Source organism: Rouxiella sp. WC2420, assembly GCF_041200025.1.
In the GTDB taxonomy this organism is placed as follows: Bacteria; Pseudomonadota; Gammaproteobacteria; order Enterobacterales; family Enterobacteriaceae; genus Rouxiella.
Window position 1 is genome coordinate 1,177,318 of sequence record NZ_CP165628.1, and the last position, 13,990, is coordinate 1,191,307.

The 13,990-nt window shown below is 48.9% G+C and carries 12 protein-coding genes; 10 read left to right on the forward strand and 2 right to left on the reverse strand.

Features of this window, described 5'->3' with window-relative positions; translation table 11 throughout:
* Nucleotides 1–5 precede the first annotated feature (5 nt).
* From glrR to glyA, 3 genes are all read left to right on the forward strand, one after another.
* Nucleotides 6–1,346, forward strand: coding sequence for a two-component system response regulator GlrR (gene glrR / locus AB3G37_RS05560; protein WP_369789971.1), 1,341 nt, complete (start codon nucleotides 6–8; stop codon nucleotides 1,344–1,346).
* A 151-nt stretch (nucleotides 1,347–1,497) separates the two neighbouring features.
* The gene (gene glnB / locus AB3G37_RS05565; RefSeq protein WP_009638933.1) at nucleotides 1,498–1,836 is read left to right on the forward strand and encodes a nitrogen regulatory protein P-II; all 339 of its coding nucleotides are present in this window, start codon (nucleotides 1,498–1,500) and stop codon (nucleotides 1,834–1,836) included.
* 346 nt (nucleotides 1,837–2,182) lie between these two features.
* A complete protein-coding gene (gene glyA, locus AB3G37_RS05570; RefSeq protein ID WP_369789972.1) occupies nucleotides 2,183–3,436 on the forward strand; it encodes a serine hydroxymethyltransferase in 1,254 nt (417 codons plus the stop codon).
* A gap of 655 nt (nucleotides 3,437–4,091) precedes the next feature.
* On the opposite strand, the gene csiE is transcribed toward glyA, so the two are convergent.
* A complete protein-coding gene (gene csiE, locus AB3G37_RS05575) occupies nucleotides 4,092–5,372 on the reverse strand; it encodes a stationary phase inducible protein CsiE (protein ID WP_369789973.1) in 1,281 nt (426 codons plus the stop codon).
* A gap of 275 nt (nucleotides 5,373–5,647) precedes the next feature.
* On the opposite strand from csiE, the gene AB3G37_RS05580 reads away from it, so the two are divergent.
* From AB3G37_RS05580 to AB3G37_RS05590, 3 genes are all read left to right on the forward strand, one after another.
* Complete coding sequence (locus AB3G37_RS05580) at nucleotides 5,648–6,250, forward strand: DUF1007 family protein (RefSeq protein ID WP_369790899.1); 603 nt, start codon at nucleotides 5,648–5,650, stop codon at nucleotides 6,248–6,250.
* Nucleotides 6,241–7,308, forward strand: a complete 1,068-nt coding sequence (locus AB3G37_RS05585; RefSeq protein WP_369789974.1) for a nickel/cobalt transporter — start codon at nucleotides 6,241–6,243, stop codon at nucleotides 7,306–7,308. The genes AB3G37_RS05580 and AB3G37_RS05585 overlap by 10 nt, the downstream gene beginning before the upstream one ends.
* Nucleotides 7,309–7,600: 292 nt before the next feature.
* Nucleotides 7,601–8,674, forward strand: coding sequence for an acyltransferase family protein (locus AB3G37_RS05590; protein ID WP_369789975.1), 1,074 nt, complete (start codon nucleotides 7,601–7,603; stop codon nucleotides 8,672–8,674).
* Nucleotides 8,675–8,741: 67 nt separating this feature from the next.
* Here the strand turns inward: AB3G37_RS05590 and suhB are convergent, their stop codons facing one another.
* Nucleotides 8,742–9,545: an inositol-1-monophosphatase gene (gene suhB / locus AB3G37_RS05595; RefSeq protein ID WP_009638940.1), complete on the reverse strand. Its 804-nt coding sequence runs from the start codon at nucleotides 9,543–9,545 to the stop codon at nucleotides 8,742–8,744.
* Nucleotides 9,546–9,717: 172 nt separating this feature from the next.
* Here suhB and trmJ point away from each other — a divergent pair, with 172 nt between their 5' ends.
* The 4 genes from trmJ (at nucleotide 9,718) to pepB (ending at nucleotide 13,971) form a co-directional block, all read left to right on the forward strand.
* Entirely contained in the window at nucleotides 9,718–10,455 is a 738-nt protein-coding gene (gene trmJ, locus AB3G37_RS05600) for a tRNA (cytosine(32)/uridine(32)-2'-O)-methyltransferase TrmJ (RefSeq protein ID WP_369789976.1), read from the forward strand.
* A gap of 202 nt (nucleotides 10,456–10,657) precedes the next feature.
* The gene (iscR, locus tag AB3G37_RS05605) at nucleotides 10,658–11,152 is read left to right on the forward strand and encodes a Fe-S cluster assembly transcriptional regulator IscR (protein WP_009638942.1); all 495 of its coding nucleotides are present in this window, start codon (nucleotides 10,658–10,660) and stop codon (nucleotides 11,150–11,152) included.
* A 302-nt stretch (nucleotides 11,153–11,454) separates the two neighbouring features.
* Nucleotides 11,455–12,621 (forward strand): IscS subfamily cysteine desulfurase, encoded by a 1,167-nt coding sequence (locus AB3G37_RS05610; RefSeq protein WP_369789977.1) that lies wholly within the window; start codon nucleotides 11,455–11,457, stop codon nucleotides 12,619–12,621.
* Between the two features lie 27 nt (nucleotides 12,622–12,648).
* A complete protein-coding gene (gene pepB, locus AB3G37_RS05615) occupies nucleotides 12,649–13,971 on the forward strand; it encodes an aminopeptidase PepB (protein ID WP_009638944.1) in 1,323 nt (440 codons plus the stop codon).
* Nucleotides 13,972–13,990: the final 19 nt, after the last annotated feature.

Genomic DNA, 13,990 nt, shown 5'->3' on the forward strand with positions numbered 1-13,990 from the left:
GAAAAATGAGCGCACGGAAAAATGCCAGCCTGCTGCTGGTGGATGACGATCCCAGCCTGTTGAAGCTGCTGGGCATGCGCCTTTCCAGCGAGGGATTCCAGGTGACCACCGCGGCCAGCGGTGAAGAGGCATTGAAACTGCTGCGTCGTGAACGCATTGATTTGGTGCTGAGCGATTTGCGGATGGACGAGATGGACGGCATGGCGCTGTTTGCAGAAATTCAGAAGCATCAGCCTGGTATGCCCGTGATTATATTGACCGCTCACGGCTCTATTCCTGATGCAGTAGCCGCGACTCAGCAGGGCGTATTTGGATTCTTGACCAAGCCGGTTGACCGTGACGCGCTCTACAAAGCCATTGATGAAGCGCTGGCCCAGTCTGCTCCTGCCGGTGACGATAGCTGGCGTGAACAGATAGTGACGCGTAGCCCGATTATGCTGCGTTTGCTGGAGCAGGCCAAAATGGTTGCACAGTCGGACGTCAGCCTGCTGATTAACGGGCAAAGCGGCACCGGTAAGGAAGTGCTTGCTCAGGCTATCCATCGCACCAGTCCGCGCGGCAAGAAGGCATTTATTGCCATTAACTGCGGCGCATTGCCGGAGCAATTGCTGGAGTCTGAACTGTTTGGTCATGCAAAAGGATCCTTTACCGGCGCGGTGAACAGCCGGGAAGGTTTGTTTCAGGCGGCCGATGGCGGCACACTATTTCTGGATGAAATCGGCGATATGCCTTTGTCATTGCAGGTAAAGTTGTTGCGCGTTTTGCAGGAACGCAAAGTGCGGCCGCTGGGGAGTAATCACGACATTGATGTCAATGTGCGGATTATTTCCGCGACTCACCGCGATTTACCCAAGGCGATGGAGAAGGGCGAGTTTCGCGAAGATCTGTATTATCGACTGAACGTGGTGAATCTCAAACTGCCCGCGCTGCACGAGCGAGCAGAGGATATCCCGCTGCTTGCCAGTCATTTGCTGCGCGAAGCGGCGATTCGCCATAAGCCGTTTGTGCGCAGTTTCTCGACCGATGCAATGAAACGCCTGATGGCTGCCAGCTGGCCCGGCAACGTGCGCCAGTTGGTCAATGTGATTGAACAGTGCGTGGCGCTCACGTCTGCGCCGGTAATCAGTGAAGCTTTGGTTGAACAGGCCCTGGAAGGTGAAAATACGGCACTACCGACCTTTGTCGAGGCAAGAAACACCTTTGAACTGCACTATTTACGCAAACTTTTGCAGATTACACGTGGCAATGTGACGCAGGCGGCGAGAATAGCCGGGCGCAACCGAACTGAGTTCTATAAGCTGCTTTCAAGGCATGAACTCGAGGCCAATGACTTTAAAGAGTCTTAAAAACGACTTCCTTGGCCCCCGCAGATTTTAAGGGGCATGAGGATATGATACTTTATGCGCCTGCCGGTGCCCTTGGCACCTTAAAGCTAAAAATTAAATCTTGCCGCTGTGGATAAAAAACATCGGTAAATGAACGATAAAAGGGCCTGCCATGAAAAAAATTGACGCAATCATTAAACCTTTCAAGCTCGACGACGTCCGTGAAGCGCTGGCTGAAGTGGGTATCACCGGGATGACCGTAACTGAAGTCAAAGGCTTTGGTCGCCAGAAAGGTCATACCGAACTGTATCGCGGTGCCGAGTACATGGTGGATTTTCTGCCAAAAGTGAAAATCGAGATCGTGGTTGCTGACGATATCGTTGACACCTGCGTTGAAACTATCATGACTACCGCGCAAACCGGCAAAATCGGCGACGGAAAGATCTTCGTCTTTGACGTGGCTCGCGTTGTGCGTATCCGTACCGGTGAAGAGGACGAAGAGGCTATCTAAGCACTCTTTGCGGGCTGGAACTTCCGGCCCGCACCTAACCCCTGCATCATCCCTCGTCTAATCCCTGCTGTTAATTTGCCTTAAAATTCCTTTTGTCGTTGCTCTGTAACGCGTTACCTTCAGTTGCGGGACAGCTCACAAAGCTGAAAGATTTGCATGCAAGAATGAAGAAAAGTCGCTTGAAACGGCTTTGCCTATAACAGATCAAAGCCTTGCCCCACGGGAAGCCAATCGTTTGCTTAAAAACCTGTGCCTGAGACTATGCCAATGGGGTGGAAACAGTTTACACTGTGCGCCAGAACCCATCAGGGGCGTTTATTTAAGTTTGTCGAGTCAGGAGATGCAGATGTTAAAGCGTGAAATGAACATTGCCGATTATGATGCCGAGCTGTGGCATGCAATGGAGCAGGAAGTCGTACGTCAGGAAGAGCATATCGAGCTGATTGCGTCAGAAAACTACACTAGCCCGCGCGTGATGCAGGCTCAGGGTTCTCAACTGACTAACAAATATGCCGAAGGCTATCCGGGCAAGCGTTACTACGGCGGCTGCGAATACGTTGACATCGTTGAGCAACTGGCGATTGACCGTGCAAAAGAGTTGTTCGGTGCAGATTACGCAAACGTTCAACCCCATTCTGGCTCACAGGCTAACTTCGCGGTTTACACTGCTTTGCTGCAACCGGGCGATACCATTCTGGGTATGAACCTGGCGCACGGCGGCCACCTGACTCATGGTTCTCCGGTTAACCTGTCTGGCAAACTTTATAATGTCGTTCCTTACGGTATCGACGAAACTGGCAAAATCGATTACGAAGATTTGGCTCGTCAGGCTGAGAAACACAAGCCAAAAATGATCATCGGTGGCTTCTCCGCCTTCTCCGGTGTTGTTGACTGGGCAAAAATGCGTGAAATCGCAGACAGTATCGGTGCATGGTTCTTCGTGGACATGGCTCACGTTGCTGGCCTGGTAGCCGCGGGCGTTTATCCTAACCCGGTTCCACACGCTCACATCGTTACCAGCACTACGCACAAAACCCTGGCGGGTCCACGCGGTGGCCTGATCCTGGCTAAAGGCGGCGACGAGGATCTGTATAAAAAACTGAATTCTGCCGTGTTCCCTGGCGGTCAGGGCGGTCCATTGATGCACGTGATTGCCGGTAAAGCGATTGCATTTAAAGAAGCAATGGAACCTGAGTTCAAAGTTTATCAACACCAGGTTGCTAAAAACGCTAAAGCCATGGTTGAAGTGGTACTTGAGCGCGGTTACAACGTGGTTTCTGGCGGAACTCACAATCACCTGTTCCTGATGGATCTGGTTGATAAAGGTCTGACCGGTAAAGAAGCTGACGCTGCACTGGGTCGTGCCAACATCACTGTTAACAAAAACAGCGTACCAAACGATCCGAAAAGCCCGTTCGTGACTTCTGGTATCCGTATCGGTACTCCGGCAGTGACCCGTCGCGGCTTTAAAGAAGCTGACGTGCGTGAGCTGGCTGGCTGGATTTGTGACGTGCTCGATAATATCAACGACGAAGCAACTATTGAACGCGTTAAGCAAAAAGTTCTGGATATCTGCGCACGTCATCCGGTATATGCATAAGGTAGACGCTTGGTAGCGGTTTTTGTCCGCCACCAGGAAGAACTAAAGCCATGTCTGTGGACATGGCTTTTTTTTGCTTCAATATTGATAGCTATTATTCACGCTTTGCAACCTTAAAGTTAAAAAAAAGACAGGAAGCCGCTGTTAATTCCGTTATTTTGATTGGCAATCTGATTTTTTATTTCATCATTTAGATCCATATACCGAGAATACATGGAATTAAAATCGGAACGCTCTCTTCTATCGTCTATAACTGATTTTATTAAAAGATGAAGAGCCATTGGCGGCAGTATATTTCTCGACACAACCCTCGATATACTGCCTGTGTTCTGCTTTTAAGGTGATTGGAAGCGTTAATCTGGACTGTACATTGATCTGATTATCCAAATTTCCCAATTGGGTATTAGGTGTGGCCAATGGAGGTTGCAGGCTTTTGGGAAGTAAGGTGCTGTTAGAAGTGTTGGTCAGAGGTAGATGAGACGATGAAGACTGTTGAACAGGATCTTGCCGTGTTATCCCCGTTTGAGTATTTGTATATTGTGTCGATAAGCCTTTTCCAGGCGGCATTTTATTTATTCCTCCATGAGTGAAAAAACACTCTATGGAAAAATTAATGAATAGATATTAATCCAGATCATGGATTTGTAGGATGGGGTTAGCTGGCTTCCAGTAATGAGCGAATTCTTTTTCTTTCGTCTTTGGTTAGCGGCAGCTGAGTGTAAATCACTAGCGGATCGGCATCGGTGGTCAAGGTCGCGTAGGGTGTAACAATCATTGCCACGCCGCTGGGCGCACCGTGTCGGTGAAACTCTTCCAGAGTCTGATATTTAATATTCAACGGCATCAGAGTGGCTTCACGAATGTGGTGTTCTACGGCCTCCTCAAGTTTTGGGTCGGTATCCGTTAACAGTAAAATCTGTTTTTCCTGCAAGGCATTACCCTGCATCAGCCAGGCACCAAAAATTACCGCCACCAACCCCACTTCTTCCGGTGAGAATTCGATATCGTAGGCTTGCTTGAAGTCATGTAGCGCGTCGTGCGTTGTTCGCATTAGCCTCGGGTACATGCGATTGACTTCATCTTGCATCTGGCTATCAACCGCGATGGCAAAACGGCAGCGCTCTATGGCCGGCCCTAGATGGGCAAAAAGCTGGCTGATCAGCCCTTCATAGCTGCTGAAAGTCATGCCTGATACGTCCTGAAAATTGGCAACCAACTCTTCAATCTGCTTCATCAGCTTTTCATCTTCCGGCGTACCGGAGCTTTCGTAGCTGTAGTTTTTTATCAGTGTGAGCAGCAGAGCAATAAAGTCCCTTTCACAGTCGGCAATGTTGCTGGCACAAAGCGTTTGTAGTTTGTTGACGATCAATTCTGCCGCCGCGAACTCCGGTTTTTCATGCAGCCATTGGCGCTGACCGTCGCTAAATGCGATCTGAGTCGGGCTGATATCCTGCCACAGGCAAAACTGCAGATACAGATTCAGGAATTGCTCATCTCGAGGGCTGAACTCGCGACTGAGCAACTGTGAGATACGCTCAAGCAGCAGAGGAAACTGGCCATGATAGTGCGGGTTATCAAAATTGGCAGTGTTGCTTAGAGCCTGAGTTAAATTTGGCGAGAAGTGCTGACGGATAAAGTCAGGGCTGGTGCGTATCGCTCGGCGCAGGCCGTTAATCAAACATATTCTTTGATCGAGCAAATCGCCCTGTAGCCGATAAATCTGTTTCTCGGTCACGACAATTTCCAGCCGATGGAGGCGCTGAATTTCAGTGGAGAGCTGCGCAAGGTCTTTTTGCGTTGTCGCCAGGTCTACACCATTGATTTGACCAACCTTCTCCAATTGTATCGCCGCGAACGGCGCATACAGCATCAACAATAGATTGCAGCGACGTTGTTGAGCGGAGAGCTCAGGCACAGGGGAGGTGTCCAGGCTCATATTACCTTCTGTATTCGCTTTATTTAAAATTCTTCATTAGCATAGCAAATCATTGGCGATTCAAGGTGCTACTGGTCGCGGTTTTACACCGCCTTACAACCCAGATCACAGTTATTTTTTACTAAGCTTCTTAATTGATTTGTTTTAAGATGTTACTTTATAACAATTAAAGCATTTAACTTGATTTGGACCCTCTTTTGAAAATTTCACCATTGCGCTTCAGGCAAAAATTTACGCCGCGTCAAAAACTTTGCCAATTAGCGGGTGTGATTATGATGATGGCTTGTGCTTTTCCGACTTTGGCTCACCCACACAGTTTTATTGATATGCAGACCACTTTAGTGACCAGAGATAAAAGCCTGATTGGTCTCAAAATGGTATGGACGATGGATGAAATCACCTCCGCCGACTTGCTCTATGATGCAGGCAAAGCAGCCCCTGATTCCATCGTGTGGAAAAAGCTGGCGGCCGAGGTTATGGCGCGAGTAATGGCACAGCACTATTTCACCGACGTATATCGCGATGGTAAACCGGTGAGATATATGCGCCTACCCAGTGAGTACCAACTATCACTTAACGGCGCCAAAGCTGTGCTGGAGTTTGTGATCCCGCTCGCCGAGCCTGCTCCGTTGGCGGGAAAGCCGTTGGTCATCTCGACTTATGATCCCAGCTATTTTGTTGATATGACGTATAAAGACGATCAAGCTTTACATCTATCTGCCGAAACTCAGCCCAGCTGCAAGTTGTCTCTTTTTACTCCGGCGCCGAATGCCTCCTTACAAGCTTACGCTCTGTCGCTGGATAAGGCCGACGCACCGCCTGAAACCATGGATCTTGGTCAGCAATTTGCCCAGAAGGTGACCCTGCAATGTCAATAAAAGAGCTGCCCCTGCTATCGACCAAGACTCCAAAGGGTCAAAATTCCAGCTCGAAAGGGGTAAAACTTTGGCCGCTGGCGCTGTTTGTAGCCTTGCTGGTATTCGCCTGTGCAGCGCTGTGGCATTTTTGGCCGCGCATTCTATTGAGCAGTATTATTTGGCAACGTGGCCTGCATCAACACCTTGCCGCCATTCTCCAGCAAGTAAGCGCTCACCCAGCGCAGGCGGGACTTAGCCTTACCTTACTAAGCCTGATTTATGGAGTTGTTCACGCTGTAGGGCCGGGCCATGGGAAAGTGGTGATCACTACTTATCTGGCCACTCATCCGTCTCGGCTTAAAAACAGTTTGCGGCTAACTTTTGCCTCTGCAGTCGTGCAAGGGCTGGTGGCTATTTTGCTGGTTACACTGGTGCTGGGCGTGTTTCAACTTTCATCTCGTCAGCTCCATCAGAGCAGTTTTTGGCTGGAGAAGGGCAGTTATGTCTTGGTGATGCTATTGGGAACAATCCTTTGCTGGCGCGCGATTCGACGAGGCCTGACCCTGCTGAAAGCTGCATGGCGTGAGAATAAATCACAATCCCGGCCGATGAAGATCCAAACTATTCGCCTGGCCGACGATCATCAGCATGATGCCAACTGTGGTTGCGGGCATCAGCACGTTCCAAGCGATAGCCAGCTTCAATCAGATACTGATTGGCGCACACAGATAGCGGTGGTGCTGGCGATGGGGCTTAGACCCTGCTCGGGCGCTATTATGGTTTTACTGTTTTCCAAAGTCATCGGGGTTTACTGGTGGGGCGTATTGTCAGCGCTGGTAATGGCACTAGGCACCTCATTGACGGTGTCACTGGTAGGCTTTTTAGTATTTTATAGCCGAGAGTTAGCGGTGAAACTCAGCGTTAATCAAGCTCCCTCACTCGCAACCCGATTAAGCTGGTCGTTATTTTCACTTCTGGGTGGGCTAATTCTGATATTTGCAGGGATTTTACTCTACCAGGCCAGCGATTCGGTTTTTGGCGGTGGAATAGGGCCATTCGGTCATTCGTCATCGCTATGATTTAATTAATAAAGAGCCAAAAGATAATATTTGGTTCTTTATTTTTCACGTCTTTGTCCCCTAAGATATTCATCTTGCTTCTCACGCAATATCTAGCCTATATTCAGCTCAGGAATACCTTTTACTCATAATAATGCCCACCGATTTATTAAATTAAAATCTTGTGCACCGCAGCTGTGCTGAAGTCAGGGATGATCTATTTTAATGGTATTTTAAAAAGTCGCCTAGTTCATTAGCCTACCTTAATAGTTAAGTTTGTATTACCTTTGAAACCAAAATAGCGTGAGAGGTAATGAAATTGAAAACAAACGAGAATATACAATATCTCCGTGGAGTAGCGGCGTTAAGCGTTGTTTTCGCACATATCGCTTCAAGCTTTGCTGCATATAGAAACGTGGGTGGTTTAGGAAGTGTAGTCCTGCATAATATGGAGTTAGTTGGACAGGTTGGTGTTGGCGTGTTTTTTGTTATTAGCGGTTATATTATGTCGATGACCACCAATGACAAGGCAGGCGGTACCGCACACAGCAGGGCGTTTATCGTCAAGCGGGCAGTCAGAATTTATCCACTCTATTTTTTTTGGACTACGGTGTGTGTGGTTTTGTGGGAACTGCGAATGTTCAACAGCGCGCAGCATTATTCCCTTGGCAAGATAATAACTTCCTATCTGTTGATCCCTTATGTTTCATTTAATGGCGATGTTATTGATCCTATCCTTCGGCAGGGTTGGACACTAATGTATGAGATTTTCTTTTATATTTCCTTTGCAGTGCTTATTTTTTGCGGGCAACATCGGAAAAGCGGTATTTATATCTTGACGATATTATTTATCACATTGGGAATGTCGTCTGAATTAATGACTTCTGAAAATGCCAAGTCATTTTTTTCATTTCAAATATCTTATCTTTTTATTGTCGGCATGTTCATTTTTCATCATCAAGAAAAAATTCTTGGCTTGATAAGTTTTAAAATGGCTAGAGGAGGACTTTTAACACTTTTCGTGATATTAATGCTTGTTATCATTTTTAAATACAGCGAGTTAGGTGACAATGCAGTATATCTTCCCTATTTGAATGCTATTGTTTTGTTTCTTTATCTGTTTACGGCTAAAAAAGTATCAGGCCCAGTGCTTGAAATCGGTAACTCTTCTTATTCACTCTATTTAACCCACACATTTTTTACCACCGCCTATGCCATGCTGATCATTCGCAGCGGATTGAGTAATTTAACCTTGGGTCTGATAGGCATTGTGGTGTTCCTGGCGGCCGTTGTGTTTGGAGAGATAACCTACCGATTGATTGAAAAAAGGCTCATCTTCAAAACTGCGGCCGTGGCCCATATTCCGTCAAACTTAAAAAAATCCTGAAACAATGACGGGGTTAAGCAGGCAAAAAAAAGGACGCCGAGGCGTCCTAAAATTTCGCTGCTAACGATTAACGCTTAAGCGCATCGTGCAGCTCATCACGCATTGCATTAAGGATACCCTTAACAACACGTGGGTTACCGGCAACAATGTTACCAGAAGAATAATGATTGTGGCCGCCAACGAAATCAGTCACTACGCCGCCTGATTCACGAACCAGCAGCTCGCCACCGGCGAAATCCCAAGGCTTCAGGCCGATTTCGAAGAAACCGTCAACGCGGCCAGCAGCGACGTAAGCCAGATCCAGCGCGGCTGAACCGCTACGGCGGAAGTCTGCACATTCGGTGAACAGTTTGCCAACCACTTTCATATAGCTGGTTGCATGCTGTTTCAGTTTGAATGGGAAACCGGTAGCAAGAATGGTTCCGTCGAGGTCTTTAGCCGAGGTGCCGCGCAGACGATAGCCGTTCAGCTGTGCGCCCTGACCGCGGGTAGCAGTGAACAGTTCGTTACGCATTGGGTCATAAACTACAGCCACTTCGGTGCGGCCTTTGATGCGCACAGCGATAGAAACTGCGAAATGAGGGAAACGTTTTACAAAGTTGGTAGTGCCATCCAGCGGGTCGATAATCCATTGTATGTCATTTTCTTCGCCAGCCAATTCACCGCACTCTTCGCCGATGATGGTGTGTTTTGGATACGACTTGCGAATAACCTCGATGATCATGCTTTCTGCATCGCGATCTACGTTAGTGACAAAGTCGTTAGTGCCTTTCTGAGTTGCTTCTACAGAGTCTGGCATTTCGTAATGTTTGGCAATCAGGTTACCGGCCTTGCGCGCAGCGCGCACGGCGATGGTGAGCATCGGATGCATGGATATCTTCCAACTAGGATGTTAAAGAACGGGAAACGGCGCGCAGTATAGCAATAGTTATGCTAAACGCCAACGAATTTGCACCCTTTGTCTTATAAACCGCCTGCTAAACCATGACGCAGCGCCGGATTGTGATAAACTGTTGCGATTTTCCGCAACGCTCAGAGTTTGTATGCTACACAATATTCGCATTGTCCTGGTTGAAACCTCCCACACCGGGAATATGGGGTCCACCGCCCGCGCTATGAAAACCATGGGGTTGTCTAACCTTTATTTGGTCAACCCGCTCGTAAAACCTGATTCACAGGCAATCTCGATGTCCGCAGGGGCCAGCGACGTAATTGGCAATGCCACTATCGTCGAAACCCTGGATCAGGCTCTCGAAGGTTGCAGCCTGGTCATCGGTACCAGCGCACGTTCGCGCACCTTGCCATGGCCTATGCTGGAACCTCGCGAATGCGGCGAGCTCAGCGCTAAAACTTCAGTCAATTCTCCCGTTGCGCTGGTGTTTGGTCGTGAACGTGTAGGGTTAACCAATGAAGAGCTGCAAAAGTGCAACTATCACGTTTGCATTCCCGCCAACCCGGAATATAGCTCGCTGAATCTGGCCATGGCAGTACAGCTTATTGCCTACGAAGTTCGCGTCGCCTGGTTAAGCCAATTGGAAGCTGAAAAGCCTCAGATTGAATACGAAGAGACACCTTATCCGCTGGTTGAAGACCTTGAACGATTCTATGTTCACCTTGAACAAGTCCTGCTAAAAGTAGGGTTTATTCGCAAGGCGCACCCAGGTCAGGTGATGAGCAGACTGCGTCGTTTATTCACCCGCGCGCGTCCAGAATCTCAAGAGCTAGCCATCCTGCGTGGCATTTTAAGCGCCGTAGATAAGCAAAGTATCGATAAGGAATAAGCTTTATTATTCTTTAATATAGTTATTTATCAAAGTATTACATGCTGGTTTTTTATGGAAAAATTAACCATGGAAACTACGTATGTAATACTTGAGTAAATTACTAGGTTAAATAGTTGACTAAATTAGTCGGGAATGTCAGACTCATTTTCATGTTGTCCCCCCTATGAATTTTTGACTTCTACTAACAGGTAAACATGTTATGAGACTGACATCTAAAGGTCGTTATGCTGTTACAGCTATGTTGGACGTAGCACTGCATTCCCAGGAAGGCCCAGTGCCTTTAGCTGACATCTCTGAACGTCAGGGCATCTCTCTGTCTTATCTGGAGCAGCTATTCTCCCGTCTGCGTAAACATGAACTGGTTGCCAGCGTTCGTGGTCCGGGCGGCGGTTATCTGTTAGGTCGTGAAGCCACCGAAATTTCCGTGGGTGCGGTGATTACTGCCGTTGACGAATCTATCGATGCGACCCGTTGCCAAGGTAAAGAAGGCTGCCAGGGTGGCGAACGCTGCCTGACCCATACTTTATGGCGTGATCTGAGCGAGCGCATTAGCGGCTTCTTGAATGACATTACTATCGGCGAACTGGTTAATAACCAAGACGTGCTGGAAGTTGCCGATCGCCAGAATAACGATCTTCGCCGTATGCCGAACGGTCGTCCACAAGAAACGATTAATGTGAATTTGCGCGCCTAGCAATAGGTTACGCATTTTCTTAGACGCCAAACATTTTGCTCTGCAATTTGGGCGTAATAAAAACCGGGTTGGATAAGCGCAACGACAATGTGTCATTGCAGACTTGTCGCCCGGTTTTTGTTTTATGAACTTTCTCATTAGAAGGCCGTCTTAATAAGCATATTCTGCTTTCCGACCCGCGTTTGGCATGATTTCCCTTTTACCCAGCAGTAAAGCCGTTTTAAACTAACCCGACAATGAACTCGCCTCGATAATAAATAGTCACGTTCGTTTGCGGACGCGCAGTACGGAGCATTTTTGCCATGAAATTACCGATTTATCTGGATTATTCGGCCACTACGCCGGTTGACCCACGCGTAGCCGAAAAGATGATGCAGTGTTTAACGCTGGACGGTACTTTCGGTAACCCGGCCTCTCGTTCCCATCGCTATGGCTGGCAGGCTGAAGAGGCGGTGGATGTAGCGCGAAATAATATTGCCGAGCTTATCAACGCTGATCCGCGCGAAATAGTTTTCACCTCTGGCGCAACCGAATCGGACAATTTGGCAATCAAGGGTGCCGCGCTGGCCAATCAGCATAAAGGCCGCCACATCATTACTCTCACCACCGAACATAAAGCGGTGCTGGACACCTGCGAGCAGCTCGAGCGTGAAGGTTTCGACGTCACCTATCTCAATCCGCAGGCCAATGGGCTGCTGAGTCTGCAACAGCTGGAACAGACGTTGCGCGATGACACAATTTTAGTGTCAGTGATGCACGTCAACAATGAAATTGGCGTGATTCAAGATATCGCCGCCATCGGTGAAATCTGCCGTAGCCGCGAGATCCTGTTCCACGTCGATGCGACGCAAAGCGTAGGTAAGATCCCGGTCGATCTCGGCGAGCTTAAGGTCGATTTGATGTCGTTTTCTGCGCACAAAATTTATGGCCCGAAGGGCATCGGCGCACTGTTTGTCAGCCGAAAACCCAAGGTTCGGATTGAAGCCCAGATCCACGGTGGTGGACACGAGCGCGGTATGCGTTCCGGAACTTTGCCGGTTCACCAGATTGTTGGCATGGGCGAAGCCTATCGCATTGCCAGGCTTGAGATGACTGAAGAAGCCGTTCGTCTGGCGACATTGCGCGATCGACTTTGGGCTGGTGTTCGCCAGAACAAAGATGTCTTCCTTAATGGAGCAGAAGGTCATACCGCTCCCAATATTCTCAACGTCAGCTTTGCCAACGTTGACGGCGAATCGCTGATCATGACCCTTAAAGATCTTGCGGTATCGTCTGGTTCTGCCTGTACCTCCGCCAGCCTTGAGCCTTCTTACGTATTAAAGGCTCTGGGGCTTAACGATGAGCTGGCGCACAGTTCCATTCGTTTTTCGGTAGGGCGTTTTACTACTGAAGAAGAGATCGATTACAGTATTTCGCTGATCGGTAAATCAATAAGCCGTCTGCGCGAATTTTCGAACGCTAATCATTGAAGATTAAGAATAATCAGGAGTGTTGTAATGACGACCGAAGCTACGACTAATGATGTAATGCCCGTCCTGCTGTCTTCACAACCGGCCGACGCACGTTGGGGTGAAAAAGCCCTGCTGAGCACGGATTCCAACGGCATCACTATTCATTTTTCTGCTGAAGACACACTGTCTTCTATTTCACGTGCGGCGCGTCGTATCGACGGTCAGGGCGTAAAAAAAGTTAAACTGGCAGGTGAAGGCTGGGATCTTGAAAACAGCTGGGCGTTCTGGCAAGGCTTCCGTGGCCCGAAAGGCACTCGCAGCGTTGATTGGGCGGAGCTGTCCACTGCCGATACTAAAACCCTGCAACAGCGTCTGAAGATTATTGACTGGGTTCGCGATATCATCAACAAACCGGCTGAAGATCTTAGCCCGGAAAAACTGGCTCGCAGCGCCGTAGATTTGCTGTGTGAGTTTGGTGACTCCATCAGCTATCGTATCCGCAAGGGCGAAGAGCTGCGCGAGAAAGAGTACAACGGGCTTTACACCGTGGGTCGCGGCTCTGACCGTCCACCGGTTCTGCTGTCTCTGGATTACAACCCGACCGGTAACCCGGACGCGCCAGTGTTTGCCTGTCTGGTAGGCAAAGGTATTACTTTTGATACCGGCGGTTATAGCTTAAAGCCAAGTGCGTCAATGGATTCAATGAAAGCCGACATGGGTGGCGCCGCCACGCTGACAGGTGCGCTGGCACTGGCAGCAGCGGGTGGTTTGGACAAACGTGTCAAACTTTACCTGTGCTGTGCCGACAACATGGTTAGCGGTAATGCGCTGAAGCTGGGCGACATCATTCATTATCGCAACGGCAAAACCGTTGAAGTGATGAACACTGACGCCGAAGGCCGTCTGGTTCTGGCCGATGGCCTAATCGACGCTGCAAAACATAATCCAGCTATCCTGATTGATGCCGCAACGCTGACCGGTGCTGCGAAAACTGCGCTGGGCAACGATTATCATGCGCTGTTCAGCTTTGATGATGCGCTGGCCGCGGAGCTTCTTGAAAGTGCTGCTGCTGAACATGAACCGTTCTGGCGTCTGCCGCTGGCCGAGTTCCATCGCAAACAGTTGCCGTCGAACTTTGCCGAATTGAACAATATCGGTGGCCCTGCCTATGGCGCGGGTGCCAGCACTGCCGCGGCTTTCCTGTCGCACTTCGTTGAAAACTATAAGAAAGGCTGGCTGCACATCGACTGTTCTGCTACCTATCGCAAAAGCGCTGCCGACCAATGGTCTGCGGGCGCTACCGGTGTTGGCGTGCGTACGGTTGCCAATTTGCTGTTAGCAAAAGCCAACACTGGCAAAACCCAATAAGCCGAGGGATTGAGACAAG

Excerpts from the sequence above, each read along its gene's own strand:
- AB3G37_RS05585 (WP_369789974.1), top strand. The coding sequence starts at position 6,241 with ATGTCAATAAAAGAGCTGCCCCTGCTATCGACCAAGACTCCAAAGGGT.
- AB3G37_RS05610 (WP_369789977.1), top strand. The coding sequence starts at position 11,455 with ATGAAATTACCGATTTATCTGGATTATTCGGCCACTACGCCGGTTGAC.
- iscR (WP_009638942.1), top strand. The coding sequence starts at position 10,658 with ATGAGACTGACATCTAAAGGTCGTTATGCTGTTACAGCTATGTTGGAC.
- glnB (WP_009638933.1), top strand. The coding sequence starts at position 1,498 with ATGAAAAAAATTGACGCAATCATTAAACCTTTCAAGCTCGACGACGTC.
- suhB (WP_009638940.1), bottom strand. The coding sequence starts at position 9,545 with ATGCATCCGATGCTCACCATCGCCGTGCGCGCTGCGCGCAAGGCCGGT.
- AB3G37_RS05590 (WP_369789975.1), top strand. The coding sequence starts at position 7,601 with ATGAAATTGAAAACAAACGAGAATATACAATATCTCCGTGGAGTAGCG.
- glyA (WP_369789972.1), top strand. The coding sequence starts at position 2,183 with ATGTTAAAGCGTGAAATGAACATTGCCGATTATGATGCCGAGCTGTGG.
- AB3G37_RS05580 (WP_369790899.1), top strand. The coding sequence starts at position 5,648 with ATGATGGCTTGTGCTTTTCCGACTTTGGCTCACCCACACAGTTTTATT.
- csiE (WP_369789973.1), bottom strand. The coding sequence starts at position 5,372 with ATGAGCCTGGACACCTCCCCTGTGCCTGAGCTCTCCGCTCAACAACGT.
- glrR (WP_369789971.1), top strand. The coding sequence starts at position 6 with ATGAGCGCACGGAAAAATGCCAGCCTGCTGCTGGTGGATGACGATCCC.
- trmJ (WP_369789976.1), top strand. The coding sequence starts at position 9,718 with ATGCTACACAATATTCGCATTGTCCTGGTTGAAACCTCCCACACCGGG.
- pepB (WP_009638944.1), top strand. The coding sequence starts at position 12,649 with ATGACGACCGAAGCTACGACTAATGATGTAATGCCCGTCCTGCTGTCT.